14 protein-coding genes and 1 tRNA gene are annotated in these 14,913 nt (G+C 73.7%); 14 read left to right on the top strand and 1 reads right to left on the bottom strand.

The genetic code is table 11. The annotated features are described in order from the left end of the window. Nucleotides 1-230: PilZ domain-containing protein (locus PSR1_RS00505; RefSeq protein WP_152643248.1), on the bottom strand; the 230-nt coding region annotated here is incomplete at its 3' end. 191 nt (nucleotides 231-421) lie between these two features. On the opposite strand from PSR1_RS00505, the gene guaB reads away from it, so the two are divergent. The 14 genes from guaB to PSR1_RS00435 all read left to right on the top strand — a co-directional run bounded on the left by guaB (nucleotide 422) and on the right by PSR1_RS00435 (nucleotide 14,834). Continuing rightward, nucleotides 422-1,885, top strand: a complete 1,464-nt coding sequence (gene guaB / locus PSR1_RS00500) for an IMP dehydrogenase (RefSeq protein WP_059435692.1) — start codon at nucleotides 422-424, stop codon at nucleotides 1,883-1,885. Between the two features lie 49 nt (nucleotides 1,886-1,934). Next, entirely contained in the window at nucleotides 1,935-3,491 is a 1,557-nt protein-coding gene (gene guaA / locus PSR1_RS00495) for a glutamine-hydrolyzing GMP synthase (protein WP_059435691.1), read from the top strand. 157 nt (nucleotides 3,492-3,648) lie between these two features. Further along, nucleotides 3,649-5,604, top strand: a complete 1,956-nt coding sequence (locus tag PSR1_RS00490; protein WP_059435690.1) for a hypothetical protein — start codon at nucleotides 3,649-3,651, stop codon at nucleotides 5,602-5,604. Between the two features lie 161 nt (nucleotides 5,605-5,765). Continuing rightward, entirely contained in the window at nucleotides 5,766-6,500 is a 735-nt protein-coding gene (locus PSR1_RS00485) for a tetratricopeptide repeat protein (protein WP_059435689.1), read from the top strand. Nucleotides 6,501-6,513: 13 nt separating this feature from the next. Next, nucleotides 6,514-8,328: a long-chain fatty acid--CoA ligase gene (locus PSR1_RS00480; protein ID WP_059435688.1), complete on the top strand. Its 1,815-nt coding sequence runs from the start codon at nucleotides 6,514-6,516 to the stop codon at nucleotides 8,326-8,328. Between the two features lie 92 nt (nucleotides 8,329-8,420). Continuing rightward, nucleotides 8,421-8,804 carry a response regulator gene (locus tag PSR1_RS00475; protein ID WP_059435687.1) on the top strand — a complete coding sequence of 128 codons (384 nt, stop codon included), beginning with the start codon at nucleotides 8,421-8,423 and terminating at the stop codon, nucleotides 8,802-8,804. Between the two features lie 110 nt (nucleotides 8,805-8,914). After that, nucleotides 8,915-9,247 carry an SCP2 sterol-binding domain-containing protein gene (locus tag PSR1_RS00470; protein WP_059435686.1) on the top strand — a complete coding sequence of 111 codons (333 nt, stop codon included), beginning with the start codon at nucleotides 8,915-8,917 and terminating at the stop codon, nucleotides 9,245-9,247. 15 nt (nucleotides 9,248-9,262) lie between these two features. Further along, nucleotides 9,263-10,438 (top strand): CaiB/BaiF CoA-transferase family protein, encoded by a 1,176-nt coding sequence (locus PSR1_RS00465; RefSeq protein WP_059435685.1) that lies wholly within the window; start codon nucleotides 9,263-9,265, stop codon nucleotides 10,436-10,438. Nucleotides 10,439-10,517: 79 nt separating this feature from the next. Further along, nucleotides 10,518-10,781: a hypothetical protein gene (locus PSR1_RS00460; RefSeq protein WP_012525578.1), complete on the top strand. Its 264-nt coding sequence runs from the start codon at nucleotides 10,518-10,520 to the stop codon at nucleotides 10,779-10,781. A gap of 94 nt (nucleotides 10,782-10,875) precedes the next feature. After that, on the top strand, nucleotides 10,876-12,105 hold the full coding sequence (locus tag PSR1_RS00455; protein WP_059435684.1) for a hypothetical protein: 1,230 nt from the start codon (nucleotides 10,876-10,878) through the stop codon (nucleotides 12,103-12,105). A gap of 12 nt (nucleotides 12,106-12,117) precedes the next feature. Further along, entirely contained in the window at nucleotides 12,118-13,017 is a 900-nt protein-coding gene (locus PSR1_RS00450; RefSeq protein ID WP_059435683.1) for a metal ABC transporter substrate-binding protein, read from the top strand. Next, on the top strand, nucleotides 13,014-13,784 hold the full coding sequence (locus PSR1_RS00445) for a metal ABC transporter ATP-binding protein (protein ID WP_059435682.1): 771 nt from the start codon (nucleotides 13,014-13,016) through the stop codon (nucleotides 13,782-13,784). The genes PSR1_RS00450 and PSR1_RS00445 overlap by 4 nt, the downstream gene beginning before the upstream one ends. Further along, entirely contained in the window at nucleotides 13,781-14,623 is an 843-nt protein-coding gene (locus PSR1_RS00440; protein WP_059435681.1) for a metal ABC transporter permease, read from the top strand. The genes PSR1_RS00445 and PSR1_RS00440 overlap by 4 nt, the downstream gene beginning before the upstream one ends. 134 nt (nucleotides 14,624-14,757) lie before the next feature. Continuing rightward, nucleotides 14,758-14,834, top strand: a tRNA-Met gene (locus PSR1_RS00435). The last annotated feature ends 79 nt before the right edge of the window (nucleotides 14,835-14,913 follow it).

Here is a 14,913-nt window from a genome sequence, read left to right as displayed (position 1 = left end):
ATCCACCGCACCACGCCGCGGCCGCGGATGACGGTCTCGCCGCCCTGCAGGCGCAGGTCGAACGCGAGGTGGGTGCCCACCGGCCGCGGCTCCCGCGTCCGGATGAAGATCCCGCCGCGCGAGATGTTCACGGCGAACCGCTCGGTGAACTCGTCGACGCTGCCGTACGAGAGGCGCACGAGCAGCCCGACCGGCGTCCGCTCGCTCCCGCGCTTGTCTGCTGGTGGCACCGCCCGCGATTATCCCTTCGCGGCAGGCGGACCGGCAAGCGCGCGCACGTGCAAAACGTCGTGTGGGCGGCCGGCCCACCCGGTCCGGCGCCGGGAGGGCGGCGGCGGGGGAACTCGCCGCGATCCCCGGCGCTTGGGCCCGCCGGATCGGCTGGCTTGACGCTCCCGGACGCGCTCGTCTATACGTCCGCATGCTCAACCGCGACGACCTCCGCCTGGCGCTGACGTTCGACGACGTCCTGCTGCTCCCGGCCGAGTCGGACGTGCTCCCGAAGTCGGTCGAGACGTCCACGCGACTCACCCGCAACATCCAGCTCAACATCCCCATCGTCTCGTCCGCGATGGACACCGTCACCGAGGCGCGCATGGCCATCGCCATGGCGGCGGTCGGCGGGCTCGGCTTCATCCACAAGAACCTCACCGTCGAGGACCAGGCGGCCGAGGTCGTGAAGGTGAAGAAGTACGAGTCGGCGGTGGTCACCGAGCCGATCACCGTCGAGCCGGACGCGCCGCTGCACCGGGCCGTGGCGCTCATGCGCGAGAACGGCATCAGTGGCATCCCGGTGGTGCAGGGCGGCCGGCTCCTCGGCATCCTCACCAACCGCGACCTGCGCTTCGAGAAGAACCTGGAGCAGCGGGTCGAGCAGGTGATGACGAAGGACCTCGTCACCGCGCACGAGGGCGTCACCATCGAGGAGGCGAAGGAGCTGCTGCACCGCCACCGCATCGAGAAGCTGCTGGTGGTGAACGAGCGCTACGAGCTCCGCGGCCTCGTCACCATCAAGGACATCGAGAAGATCCAGAAGCACCCGAACGCCGCGAAGGATCGGATGGGCCGCCTGCTCTGCGGCGCCGCGGTGGGCGTGGGCGCCGACCGCGAGGCGCGGATCCAGGCGCTGCTCAAGGCCGGCGCGGACGTGATCGCCATCGACACCGCCCACGGCCACTCGAAGGGCGTGGTGGACGCGGTCCGCTCCACCAAGGCGAACTTCAAGGGCATCGAGCTGGTGGCGGGCAACGTGGCCACCGCCGAGGCCGCCGAGGCGCTCTGCAAGGCCGGCGTGGACGCCGTGAAGGTGGGCATCGGCCCCGGCTCCATCTGCACCACGCGCGTGGTCGCCGGCGTGGGCGTGCCGCAGATCACCGCGGTGGACGAGTGCGCCCGGGCCGCCGAGAAGTACGGCGTGCCGGTCATCTCCGACGGCGGCGTGAAGTACTCGGGCGACATGGTGAAGGCGCTCGCCGCCGGCGCGTCGTCGGTGATGATCGGGTCGCTGCTGGCCGGCACCGAGGAGGCGCCGGGCGAGGTGATCCTGTACCAGGGCCGCAGCTACAAGTCGTACCGCGGCATGGGCTCGATCGGCGCCATGAAGCAGGGCTCGAAGGACCGCTACTTCCAGGGCGACGTCTCCGACGCGGACAAGCTGGTGCCCGAGGGCATCGAGGGCCGCGTGCCGTACAAGGGCACCGTGGAGATGAACCTGTTCCAGCTGGTGGGCGGGCTCCGCAGCGGCATGGGCTACGTGGGCTGCCGGACCATCGCCGAGCTGCGCACCAGGCCGCGGTTCGTGCGCATCTCCTCCTCGGGCCTGCGCGAGAGCCACGTCCACGACGTGATCATCACGCAGGAGGCGCCGAACTACCGGGTCGACTGACCCTCCCTCCTCACCCGCGCGCCGCCCGGCGGAGCGCGGCCGGGCCGACATGGACATCCACTCAGAGAAGATCCTCATCCTCGACTTCGGGTCGCAGTACACGCAGCTCATCGCGCGGCGGCTGCGCGAGCTGGGCGTCTACTGCGAGATCCACCCCTGCACCGCCACGGCCGAGGCCATCCGCGCGTTCCGGCCCCGCGGCGTCGTGCTCTCCGGCGGCCCGGCCTCGGTGCTCGCCGAGGACAGCCCGCGCTGCGACCGGGTGGTGTTCGAGCTGGGCGTGCCGGTGCTGGGCATCTGCTACGGCCTGCAGGTCCTCGCCGCCGAGCTGGGCGGCCGGGTGGACCAGGCGGCGCACCGCGAGTTCGGGCCCGCCACCATCGAGGTGAAGGCGACCTCGCCGCTGTTCCAGGGCCTGCCCGCCACGCTCGACGTCTGGATGAGCCACGGCGACCGGGTGGAGGCGCTGCCGCCCGGCTTCGAGCCCATCGCCGCCACGCCCTCGGCCCCGTTCGCCGCGGTGGAGGACCGCGCCCGCCGCTTCTACGGCGTGCAGTTCCACCCCGAGGTGGTCCACACGCCGCGCGGCAAGGACGTGCTGCGCAACTTCGCCTACGGCGTGTGCGGCTGCTCCGGCACCTGGTCGATGCGCGGCTACGCCGAGGCGGCGGTGGAGCAGATCCGCGCCCAGGTGAAGGACGGCCACGTCATCTGCGCGCTGTCCGGCGGGGTGGACTCCGCGGTGGCCGCGCTGCTGGTGCACCGGGCCATCGGCGACCGGCTGCGCTGCATCTTCGTGGACAACGGCGTGCTCCGCGCCGGCGAGCGCCAGCAGGTCGAGGACGTGTTCGGCGCGATGTTCCACCTGCCGCTCGTGACCGTGGACGCCTCGCGGCGCTTCCTCGGCGCGCTGGCCGGGGTCACCGACCCCGAGCGGAAGCGCAAGATCATCGGGCACGAGTTCATCGCGGTGTTCGAGCAGGAGGTGGAGCGGCTCGCGGCGCACGGCGCGCGCGCGAGGTTCCTGGTGCAGGGCACGCTCTACCCGGACGTGATCGAGTCGGTGTCGTTCCGGGGCCCGTCCGCCACCATCAAGAGCCACCACAACGTCGGCGGCCTGCCCGAGAAGATGAACCTCGCGCTGGTCGAGCCGCTGCGCGAGCTGTTCAAGGACGAGGTGCGCCAGCTCGGCCTCGAGCTGGGCCTGCCGCCCGCCATCGTGCAGCGGCAGCCGTTCCCCGGCCCCGGGCTCGCCATTCGCGTGCTCGGCGAGGTCACCGAGGAGCGGCTCTCGGTGCTGCGCCGCGCCGACACCATCGTGCAGGAGGAGGTCCGCGCCGCCGGGCTGTACGAGAAGCTCTGGCAGGGCTTCGCGGTGCTCCTGCCGGTCCGCAGCGTCGGCGTCATGGGCGACGAGCGCACCTACGAGTCCACCTGCGCGATCCGCGCGGTGGAGTCCACCGACGGCATGACCGGCGACTGGGCGCGCCTGCCGTACGAGCTGCTGGGCCGCATGTCGTCGCGCATCATCAACGAGGTCCGCGGCATCAACCGCGTGGTCTACGACATCTCCTCCAAGCCGCCCGCGACCATCGAGTGGGAATGAGCCCGGCCGCCGCGGCGGCCTCCGGGCCGCCGCGCGCCGTGGTGGGAGCAGGTGGGCGCTCCTGCGTGCCGCCGACGGTCGGTGAACGTGGGATTGCCGCGTCGTTTGCTCAAGGGACGATCGCGGCTATCATCGCGCGCGAACTGGAGGCCATACGATGGCGCGAGCGTCCCGGGTCCTCGCGGTGCTTCCGCTGCTGCTGCTCGCGGCGGGGTGCCAGGACTACAACTTCAATCCTGTCGGCCACTGCCTGATCCAGCCGGGCTCGGAGCGCGTGACGCTCTCGAGCATCTCGACCGCGGACGTGCTGTTCGTGGTGGACGACTCCGGCTCCATGGCGGGCGAGCAGGAGAAGCTCGCGCAGAACTTCGCCGCGTTCATCCAGAACCTGGACCAGACGAACACGTCCCGGCGCGGCGCGGGCCTCGAGCCCATCGACTTCCACGTGGCGGTCACCACCACGTCGCTGTTCTACAACGCGCCGGTCTCCGGCGTGACCTGCCGCAACGACTGCCCCGGCGCCGCCGGCCAGCAGGTGTGCTGCGAGGCGCCGAGCGGCGCGCCCACCGGGCCGATGAAGGGGCCGCGGGCGTGCACGAGCGACGCCGCCTGCGGCGGCATCGCCGGCGCGACCTGCAAGACCACGTGCACCGGGCTGCTCGGCGAGGGCTACTGCTGCGGCGCGGACAACGTGGCGCCCGCCGTCGACCCCATCGGCTGCTCCGCGCTGGGCACGGCCTGCGGCAGGCTCGAGACGCACTACCGCTTCGACGGGCGCTGCGCGCCCGGCCTCGCGTCCGACGGTCAGTACTATCCGCACGGCGCCTTCGTCGGCCTGGGCGACAGCCCGCGCGTGCTCCACTTCGACAAGGAGCTGTACCCGGCGACCGACGGGACCGGCCAGCCCATCCGCGACGCCGCGCTCCCGCCGTGCAGCGACGGCAGCAAGGTCTGCAACCGCCAGGGCTTCACCGCCGCCCAGCTCAAGGACTGGTTCGCCAACAACCGCACCGGCACCTGGCAGGGCAACGTCATCGCCGGCACCTGCGGATCCGGCCAGGAGCAGGCGCTCCAGGCCGGGCGCCTCGCCGTCGAGCGGGCGCTCACGGGCGGCCAGGTGGACCGCCGCGACGCGAGCGGCAGCGTGGTGGCCTCGACCCCCGCGTCCTGGCTGCACGACAACTCCAAGCTGGTGACCGTCTTCGTGGGCGACGAGGACGACTGCTCGTCGCCGCAGGATCCCAGCGGCGGCGTGGTGCTGAGCGGCGGCCCCGGCTCCGACTCCTGCGTGGCCGACGCGTCCTCGCCCACGCCGAAGCAGTACGCGGTCTCGCAGATCGTGGACTACCTCACCGGCCTGGGCCGCCCGGTCGGCGCCGGCTTCATCGTCTCGACCTCGCAGAGCGTGTGCCAGGACGCGTCCTGCGCGCCCGGCATCTGCTGCGATTACGCCTGCACGGGCAGCACGCTGACCTGCACCAACAGCGTCTGCGGCGGCCAGGCCCCCGGTTCGCGCCTGCTGCTGGCGTCGCAGGAGCTCCGCGCCAAGGGCGCGGACGTGGTGGCCGGATCCATCTGCGACCCCAACTTCGCCCAGATCCTCGACCGCATCGCCGAGATCGTGAAGCCGCCCTCCGGCCTGCTGCTCCCCACCGATCCGGCCGGCAGTGACATCGTGCTGCTGCGCATCGCCAACCAGAAGGGCGACACGCGCAAGACCTGCCGCGGGCCGGCGCCGTCGGCCATGACGGCGGCCGAGGCGGGCGCCGCGGGCTACGACTGGTGGTTCACCGCCACGCGGGACCAGATCACCGCCGACCAGCGCAAGCCCACCGCCGCGACGCGCAACATCTACATCAACCACGACACGCGGAACTGCGAGGCGAACCCCGGCGAGACCTACTCCGCCGACTACCTCGGCCGGCTCCCCGCCGGCGGCTGCCAGACGCGCACGGACTGCTACGCCGCGCTGGGCGGCAAGCCGAACGGCGACACCGACGCGTGGACCTGCTACGCGGGCGAGAGCGGCAACCCCGCGGCGCCGTTCACGCAGCCCACGCCCACCGCGCCCGGCACCTGCATCTGCGGCGACCTCGGCGCCGGCTCGTTCTAGCCTCCGTTGCCCGGGCCCCGTTCGGGGCCCGGGCGTTCCCGGCCCTGCGCGTCACGCGTGCTCGCCGCCCGGCCTTCCGGGCGGGCGGCGGCGCGTCGTGACGAACGGTGAACCTCTCCAGGGGCGCAGCCAAGAGGGAGCCGTCCCGGCATGCTTGCCGGATGCTCTGTGCGCTGCTCGCCGCCGCCCTGGCCGTCACGGCTGCTCCCCAGGAGCCAGCCCTGGCGGACCTGCTGGAGCGCTCGGACGCCGCCTACGCGCGCCGCGACGAGCCCGGCGCGCTCGACGAGGTGCGCACCACGCTCGAGGAGGCGCAGCGGCGCGCGCCCGAGGACTACGAGGTGCTCTGGCGCCTCGCCCGGCTCGACTTCTGGCTCTCCGACGACCCGGGGCTGAAGGACTCGGAGAAGAGCCGCCTCGGCAAGCAGGGCTGGGACTACGGCGAGCGCGCCATCCGCGCGAACCCGGCGCGCGTCGAGGGCTGGCACTTCGCGGCGGCGGGCATGGGCAACTACTCGCTCGGCATCGGCATCTTCAAGGCGCTGACGCAAGGGATCGAGGGGAAGTTCAAGGACCGCCTCTCGCACGCCGAGAAGATCGACCCCGGGTTCCAGCACGGCTCGATCCCGACGGCGTGGGGGCGCTTCTGGTTCAAGCTGCCCTGGCCGAAGTACGACGCGAGGAAGAGCGAGCGCTCGCTGCAGGCGGCGCTGGCGCAGAACCCGGACAACGTGCGGGCGCGCGTGTACCTGGCCGACCTCTACCGGAAGGAAGGGCACGGGCGCGAGGCGAGGGAGCAGCTCGAGAAGGCGCTGGCATCGGAGCCGGGCCGTTATGACCCCCCCGAGGAGCGACGCTGGCAGCAGGTCGCGCGGGGCATGCTGGAACGCAAGTGAAAGCGAGGACGCGATGATCGCCGAGGCGGAGCTCAGGAAGGGGGCGTCCGACGCCCAGAACCTCGTCTCGCTGTTCGAGGCGCAGGCGCGCCGGCGCGGCGACGCGACGGCGGTGAAGTTCAAGTCCGGGGGCGCCTGGCGCGACGTGAGCTGGGCCGAGATGGCCCGCCGCGCGCGCGACGTGTCCGACGGGCTCGCGTCGCTCGGGCTCCGCGCCGGCGATCGCGTCGCCATCATCGGCGACACGAACCTCGAGTGGATCCTGGCGGACCTGGGGATCCTCGGCGCCGGCGGGATCACCGTCACCATCTACCAGTCCAACACGCCCCTCGAGTGCCAGTACATCCTGGCCGACTCCGGCGCGCGGTTCGTGTTCTGCGACTCCGCGGCGCAGGTGGCGAAGATCCGCGAGGTCCGCGGCAAGCTCCCGGCGCTGGAGGGCCTCGTGCGGGCGCAGGGTCCGGCGGCCGACGCGTTCGAGCGGACGCTCGCCGACGTGGAGCGCGCCGGCGTGGCCTGGCGCGCCTCGAACCCCGACGCGCACGCGGCGCGGCTCGCCCGCATCGGGCGCGACGACCCGGCCAGCTTCATCTACACCTCCGGCACCACCGGCAACCCGAAGGGCGTCGTGCTCACCCACGGCAACTGGGTCTACGAGGCGCTGGCGGTGGAGGGCCTGAAGGTCGTCCGCCCCGACGACCTCATCCTGATGTTCCTGCCCATGGCGCACTCGTTCGCCAAGGTGATCGAGGCGGTGTGGTTCAGCACCGGCGCGACCGGCGCGTTCGTCGAGTCGCTCGAGAAGATCGTGGACAACGCCGGCGAGGTCCGGCCCACGGTGATGCCGTCGGTGCCGCGCATCTTCGAGAAGGCCTACAACACCGTGATCACGAAGGGGCTCGCGACGCCGGGCCTGAAGGGCAAGCTGTTCAAGCTCGCCCTGGAGGAGTTCGAGAAGTACGCCGCCGCGAAGGAGCAGGGGAAGGACTACTCCTCGCTCGGGCTCACCATCGGCCGCAAGCTGGTGTTCCCGAAGCTCTCCGCCACCCTGTCCGAGCGCTTCGGCGGGCGGATGCGCCTGTTCGTCTCCGGCGGCGCGCCGCTCTCGCCGAAGATCGCCCACTTCTTCGACCAGCTCGGCTTCGTGATCCTGGAGGGCTACGGCCTCACCGAGACCTCCGCCGGCACGTTCGTGAACCGCCCCGGCGCGAACCGGATCGGCACGGTGGGCCCGCCGGTCCCCGGCACCGAGGTCCGCATCGCCGAGGACGGCGAGATCATGGTGCGCGGGCCGTGCGTGATGAAGGAGTACTACAACAACCCCGCCGCCACCGCCGAGGTGCTCAAGGACGGCTGGCTCGCCACCGGCGACATCGGGTTCGTGGACGAGGCGGGCTGCCTCAAGATCACCGACCGCAAGAAGGACATCATCGTCACGGCGGGCGGGAAGAACGTGGCGCCGCAGAACCTCGAGAACGAGCTGAAGACCGACCCGCTCGTCTCGCAGGTCATGGTGCACGGCGACAAGCGCAAGTTCCTCTCGGCGCTCATCACGCTCAACGAGGAGAACGCGCGCAAGTGGGCGAGCGAGCACGGCCTGCCGGCGGGCGAGGGGCTGCACCGCGATCCCCGGCTGCGCGCGCGCATCCAGGAGTCGATCGACGCCCTCAACGCCCGGCAGGCGAGCTACGCCACCATCAAGAAGTTCGAGATCCTGCCGCGCGACTTCACGCAGGCGACCGGCGAGCTCACGCCCACCCTGAAGGTGAAGCGCAAGGTCGTCACGCAGCAGTACCAGGCCCTGCTCGACTCCTTCTACGCCGAGTAGCCGTCGCCCCCACGAGGCGGTCGCGCCCCGGGGCGGCGAGTGCTTAACTGACCCCGGGGTGCCAGCTCGCGCGGCCGCCCGGCGGGGGGATCATGGAGCAGAGCGGGGTACGGGTCCTCCTCGTCGAGGACGACGACGACAACCGGGAGCTCATGGCCGAGGTGCTCACCGCCTCCGGGTGCCAGGTCATGTCCGCCGCGAGCGGCCAGGAGGGGCTGAAGACCCTGTCCGAGCACTCCATCGACGTGGTGGTCACCGACGTCGGCATGCCCGGCATGGGCGGGCTGGAGATGGCCCGCGCGGCGAAGGCCATCGCGCCCACCGTCCCGGTGGTCGTCGTCACCGGCTGGGCCGAGCGCGACGACATCGCGCGGGCGCGCGGCCGCGACGTGGACGCGGTGCTCATCAAGCCGGTGGACCCGGACGCGCTCACCGCGGCGGTGAACGACGCCGTGCAGACGCACGGGCGCGCGTAGCGGCGGCCGCCCGGGCCGGCTTGACACCCCCGGACCCGCCCAATACGTTGCCGGTTCCCGAGGCTTGATTCCGGAATCAGCGGCCGCCGAGCGGCCCCGAGGGGACCGACATGGCAGTGTCCACGGTGAAGGAAGTCTTCGAGCACCACATCCCGGCGAAGCTCCTGGCGAAGCCGGACGTCGTCACGCGGATCGCGGCCGTCTACCAGTTCAACATCTCGGGTCCCGGCGGCGGCACCTGGGGCGTGGACTGCACCGCGCCGGGCGGGAAGGTGAGCGAGGGCGCGCCCACGAGCCCGAAGTGCACGGTGGCCGCGACCGAGCAGGACTTCCTGAACATCGTGAATGGCAAGCTCAACCCGCAGATGGCCTTCATGTCCGGGAAGCTCAAGATCCAGGGCGACATGGGCCTCGCCATGAAGCTGCAGCAGATCCTGGTCTGACCCGGGGCGACGGGCGTGGCGCTCCCGCTCGCCGGCGTCCGCATCCTCGACCTCACCCGGCTCCTGCCCGGGCCGTACGCGACGCTGGTGCTCGCGGACCTCGGCGCGGACGTGGTGAAGGTGGAGGACCCGCAGGGCGGCGACTGGCTGCGCTGGATGCCGCCGCTCGCGGGCGAGCAGTCCGGCGCCTTCCACGCGCTGAACCGCAACAAGCGCTCCCTCGCGCTCGACCTCCGCAGGCCGGAGGGCGCCGAGGCGTTCCTGCGGCTCGCGGCGCGCGCCGACGCCGTCGTCGAGTCCTTCCGGCCCGGCGTGCTCGACCGGCTCGGCGTCGGGTACGAGGCGCTCCGCGCCCGCGCCCCCGGCCTCGTGCTCTGCTCCGTGTCCGGCTACGGGCAGGACGGCCCGTACGCCGGGCGCGCCGGCCACGACCTCGACTACTGCGCCGTCTCCGGCGTGCTCGCCGCGAACGGCCCGCCCGACGCGCCGCGGCCGCTGGGCGTGCAGGTCGCGGACGTGGCGGGCGGCGCCTGGCCCGCGGTGGCCGGGATCCTGGCGGCGCTCCTGCGGCGCGCCTCCACCGGCGAGGGCGCGCACGTGGACGTGTCGATGACCGAGGGCGCGCTGGCGCTGCTCGCCATGCCGCTCGGGATGGCGTGGGCCCGCGGCGCGCCGCTCGAGCGCGGCCGCGAGCTCCTCGACGGCGGCGCCGCCTGCTACGGCGTGTACCGCACCCGCGACGGCCGCTTCGTCGCGCTGGCCGCGCTCGAGCCCCCGTTCTTCGCCGCGTTCTGCGAGGCCGTGGGCCGGCCCGAGCTGGCGCCGCGGCAGTGGGACGAGGGCGGCGCGGCGGTCCGCGCCGAGCTGGAGGCGATCTTCGCCGCGCGCACCCGCGACGAGTGGGCCGCGTTCGCCGCGGCGCACGACGCGTGCGTCGCGCCGGTGCTGGAGGGCGACGAGCCGCGCGCCGACCCGCAGCTCGCCGCGCGCGGCGCGTTCGTCGCGGTGGACACGCCGTGGGAGGGCAGGGCGCTCCCGGCGGTGGCGTCCCCGGTGCGGCTGCGCGGGGAGGCCGCGCCGCTCCGGCCCGCGCCCCGGCTGGGCGAGCACGGCGACGCGGTGCTGGCCGAGGCCGGGTTCTCGCCCGCGGAGATCGCGGCCTTGCGCGCGGCGGGTGCGCTCGGAGCGTGAGCCGGGCCCGGCGCGCCGCGCGCGGGCGCTGGCACTTTCGGTTGACAGGCCGGGGACGGCCGACCAAGTTCGGGGCCGGATGCGCGCGCTCCTCGCCGCCGGTCTGGCGCTGTTCCTGGTCTTCGCGGCCGGGGGGCACCACGTGCACGCGCCCGGGCCGCACGGCGCCGACCACTGCGCCGTGTGCGCGGTGCGGAGCGCCGACGTCGCGCACGACGAGACCCCGGACGTCGCGCCGCGCCCCGTCCTCGAGGACGTGGTCGAGCCTGCGCGCGGTCTCGCACCCGTGCTGGGCGCCCCGCTCGGCGCCGTCCCCGGGCAGTCACCTCCGCGGAACGCGTAGCCCGCTCCGGCTCCGCATTGGGGCGCGCGGCTCCACGCGCGCCCGCGATCCATTCCGCGTAACATGGCGCGCCGGGCGCGCGCCGAGGTGCTCCATGCGTTCACTCATCGTGGCGAGCGTGCTCGCCGTGTCCGCCGTTCCCACCGCCGGGTCTGCGCAGTCGTCCGGCGCGGCCCCCCAGCCGTCCACTTCCCCCGCGCAGCAGGATCCGAAGCAGCTCGAGGCCGAGATCGCGAAGGAGCTGGGCGCCTCCCCCTCGGCCTCGCCCGCGCCGCAGCAGGCCGCCCCGCCGGCCGGCGGCGCCGCGCCCGCCACCGGCGGCAGCCCGTACGCGCGGCTGCTGCTGCTCCCCGACGTGAGCGCCATCGGCTCGGCGTCGCTCGCCTACGACGGCTACGACGTCGAGAAGCGCTCGCCCCGCGGCGGCCCGTACAGCCCCGCCGAGAAGCCGGCGTTCGCGTTCGAGGAGCTCGAGCTGGGCCTCCAGGCGGTGGTCGATCCGTACGTCCGCGCCGACGTGTTCCTCTCGTTCACCGAGGCCGGGGCCGGGGTCGAGGAGGCCTACGTCACCACCCTCGCGCTCCCGGCCGGGCTCCAGGTCCGGGCCGGCCGCATCTACAGCCCGTTCGGCCGGCTCAACCTGCAGCACCCGCACGCCTGGGAGTTCGTGGACGCGCCGCTCGCGCGCGAGCGGCTGCTCGGCGAGGAGTCGCTGGGCGGGCCGGGCGTGGAGGTCGCCTGGCTCGCGCCGCTGCCGTGGTTCTCGGAGCTGCGCCTCGCCGGCCAGAACACGACGCTGGTCGAGGACGCGCCGTCCGAGCTGACCGGGGTGGCGCGGCTGCTCAACTACGTGCCGCTCGGCGAGACGGCCACGCTCGGCGTGGGCCTGTCCGCGGCGCGGCGCGGGGAGGGCACCGCCGGCGCGTTCCGCGATCTGGGGGGCGCCGACGCGTACCTGCGCATCCGCCCGACGTCCGGGCGCGCCTACCTCGCGGTGCAGGGCGAGGTGTACGCGCGGAAGTTCCGCGGCGCCGCCGCCGACGCGAACGGCGGGGGCACCGACACCGGGTGGTGGACGCAGGCGTTCTGGCGGCAGAGCACGTGGTGGGGGTACGGCGTGCGCTACGAGCGCGCGCCGTCCGCGGGCGAGGCGCCGGCCGGCACCGAGCAGCGCGCCAGCGGGCTCGTGACCTGGTTCCCCTCGGAGTTCCAGCGGCTCCGGCTGCAGGTGGGCTGGGACCGGCTGCCCGGCGGCGGTGGCGGCCTCGAGGCGCTGCTCCACGTCGAGTTCGGCATCGGGGCGCACGGCGCCCACCCGTTCTAGGAGGAGATCGCCATGACCTTCCGCTCCGTCGCCCTCCTCCTCGCGCTCGTCCCCGCCTTCGCGCTCGCCGGCCCCCGGGTCGTGACCACCACCGAGGGCCTCGCCGCCCTCACCCGCGAGGTCTCCGCCGGCCGCGCCTCGGTGGAGAGCCTCTCGCGCGGCTCGCAGGACCCGCACTACGTGGACGCGAACCCCATGCTCGCGGTGAAGCTCCGGAACGCCGACCTGCTCGTGGACGTCGGGCTCGACCTCGAGATCGGGTGGCTGCCGCCGCTCGTGAACCAGTCGCGCAACGCCGCCATCCAGCCCGGCGGCGCGCACCGGCTCACCGCCGCCTCTGCCGTGCAGGTCCTCGACGTCCCCACCGGCCCCGTCGATCGCAGCCGCGGCGACCTCCACCCCGCCGGCAACCCGCACTTCCTCACCGATCCGCGGCGCGCGCTCCAGGTCGCGACCGCCATCGCCGGGAAGCTCGGCGAGCTCGACCCCGGCGGCGCCGCCGCCTACCAGGGCGCGCTCGGCGCGTTCCGGACGAAGCTCGAGGCCGATCTGGCGCGGTGGCAGGCGGCGCTCGCGCCGGCCAAGGGGCGGAAGATCTTCTCGCAGCACCGCACGCTCACGTACTTCCTCGACTGGAGCGGGATCGTGTCGGCCGGGGAGATCGAGCCGCGCCCCGGCGTGCCCGCGCCGCCCGCCTACCTCGCCGAGCTGGTGCAGCGGGCGCAGCGCGAGGGCGTGAAGGCCATCGTGGTGGAGAACTACTACGACACGAAGTCCGCCGAGGTGGTGGCGCGCCACGCCGGCGCGAAGGTGGTGCGCGTGCCCGGCGACGTCGGCGGCGAGCCCGGGGTGAAGACCTACGAGCAGTGGATCCAGGAGCTCGTGGAGCGGGTGGCGGGGGCGCTCCGTTGAGCCCCGGCCCGCTCGTCACGCTCGAGGGGGCGACGGTCGGCTACGGCCGCCGCCCCATCCTCGAGGGCGTGGATCTCTCCGTCGAGGCCGGCGACTTCCTGGCCGTCGTCGGGCCGAATGGCGGCGGCAAGACCACGCTGGTGCGCTCGGTGCTCGGGGCGCTCCCGCTGCTCGCCGGGCGGCGCACGCTGCGGCCCGGCGTGCGTGTCGGCTACGTGCCCCAGCGCGACCACGTCGATCCCGTGTGGCCGTTCACCGCCGGCGAGGTGGTGCTGATGGGGCGGGTCCCCGCGCTCGGCCCCGGGCGCCGCCCCGGCTCCGCCGACCAGGAGGCGGTGCGGGCCGCCCTCGGGCTCGTCGGCATCGAGGCGCTCGCCGGGAGCGCGTACGGCGAGCTGTCCGGCGGGCAGCGCCAGCGCACGCTCATCGCGCGGGCGCTCGCTGCCGAGCCCACGCTGCTCGTGGTGGACGAGCCCACCAACGGGATGGACCCCTCCGCCGAGCTCGCCACCATGGACCTGCTCCGCGATCTGCACGAGGGCGTGCGGATCGCGATCGTGATGGTGTCGCACCGGCTCGAGGCCGTCGCGAACTACGCCCGCTCGCTCGCGTTCGTGGACAAGGACCAGGCGCTGTTCCGCGTCGGGTCCGTGGACGAGATGCTGCGGCCCGAGGCGCTCGGGGCGCTGTACGGGCGGCCCGTGGCCGTGCGCGAGCTGGACGGGCGGCGCCTCGTGTACCCCGTGAACGGGCAGGTGCGGCGGTGAGCGCGTTCGAGACGTTCCTGTCCGCGCGCGAGATCTGGGAGGTGCCCCTCGCCGCGTCGATCGTGGCCGGCGCGCTCCTCGGCGCGCTCGGCGTGTACGTGGTGCTCCGGCGGACCGTGTTCGTGTCCGCCGCGCTGACGCAGGTGTCCACGCTCGGCCTCGTGCTCACGCTGCTCGTCGAGGAGCGGGTGCACATCGAGACCGAGCACGCCACCGAGCAGCTCGCCGTCGCGATCCTGTTCTCGGTCGCCGGGGCGCTCGTCCTCGGCGCGCTCCGTCCGCGCCGGCTGCCCGCCGAGGCCACCGTCGGCGCCGCCTGGGTGACCGCGTCCGCGCTGGTGGTGCTCGGGGTCAGCCAGCTCGTGCACGCCGCGCACGACCTCGGCGGCATGGTGTTCGGCAACGCCGTGGCCGTGCCCGCCGGAGACCTGGCCGTGATCGTGCTGGTGGCCGCCGTCTGCACCGCCGTGCACCTCGTGTTCGCGAAGGAGCTCGCGTTCGCCTCGTTCGACCCCGAGACCGCCCAGGCGCTCGGGCTGAAGGTGAAGCTCTGGGACGCCGTGCTGTTCCTGACCATCGGGCTCGCGATCCCCGTGACCGCGCGGGCGCTCGGCGCGCTGCCCGTGTTCGCGTTCCTGACGCTGCCCGCCGCGGCCGCGCTGCTGCTGAAGGTGGGGTTCCGCCCCGCGTTCGCCGTGGCCGCCGGCCTCGGCATCCTCGCGGCCGGCGGCGGGTACGTGCTGTCGTGGATCTGGGAGATCCCCACCGGCGCGACCATGGTGGCGCTCGCCGCGCTGTTCCTCGTGCCCGGCGCGCTGCTGCGCCGCGGGGGAGGGTGAGCCCGGCGGCGGGGCCGCCGCCGAGACCCCGCGCCGAGCCACCCCAGGCGCATTTCGGCGCGGTGCGAAAAGGTCTTGACCGGAACCGGCCCGGACTGTAGAAACCCGCCTCGCTTCGACACTTTCCCACCTGACGCGGGGTGGAGCAGCCAGGTAGCTCGTCGGGCTCATAACCCGAAGGTCGCAGGTTCAAATCCTGCCCCCGCAACCAGTCTGAACGAACAGGCCGCCTCCCTCGGGAGTGCGGCCTGTTCCATTTCTGAGGGCCAGCTTCGCCGTGTAGCCGTCGG

This window comes from Anaeromyxobacter sp. PSR-1 (genome assembly GCF_000964525.1).
In the GTDB taxonomy this organism is placed as follows: domain Bacteria; phylum Myxococcota; class Myxococcia; order Myxococcales; family Anaeromyxobacteraceae; genus Anaeromyxobacter.
Note: the sequence above shows the minus strand (reverse complement) of the source record. Positions and strands in the feature narration are given on the sequence as shown.

Coding starts and splice junctions, on each gene's coding strand:
- PSR1_RS00470 (WP_059435686.1), top strand. CDS start 8,915: ATGGCAGTGTCCACGGTGAAGGAAGTCTTCGAGCACCACATCCCGGCG.
- guaA (WP_059435691.1), top strand. CDS start 1,935: ATGGACATCCACTCAGAGAAGATCCTCATCCTCGACTTCGGGTCGCAG.
- PSR1_RS00490 (WP_059435690.1), top strand. CDS start 3,649: ATGGCGCGAGCGTCCCGGGTCCTCGCGGTGCTTCCGCTGCTGCTGCTC.
- PSR1_RS00475 (WP_059435687.1), top strand. CDS start 8,421: ATGGAGCAGAGCGGGGTACGGGTCCTCCTCGTCGAGGACGACGACGAC.
- PSR1_RS00450 (WP_059435683.1), top strand. CDS start 12,118: ATGACCTTCCGCTCCGTCGCCCTCCTCCTCGCGCTCGTCCCCGCCTTC.
- PSR1_RS00480 (WP_059435688.1), top strand. CDS start 6,514: ATGATCGCCGAGGCGGAGCTCAGGAAGGGGGCGTCCGACGCCCAGAAC.
- PSR1_RS00460 (WP_012525578.1), top strand. CDS start 10,518: ATGCGCGCGCTCCTCGCCGCCGGTCTGGCGCTGTTCCTGGTCTTCGCG.
- PSR1_RS00455 (WP_059435684.1), top strand. CDS start 10,876: ATGCGTTCACTCATCGTGGCGAGCGTGCTCGCCGTGTCCGCCGTTCCC.
- guaB (WP_059435692.1), top strand. CDS start 422: ATGCTCAACCGCGACGACCTCCGCCTGGCGCTGACGTTCGACGACGTC.
- PSR1_RS00485 (WP_059435689.1), top strand. CDS start 5,766: ATGCTCTGTGCGCTGCTCGCCGCCGCCCTGGCCGTCACGGCTGCTCCC.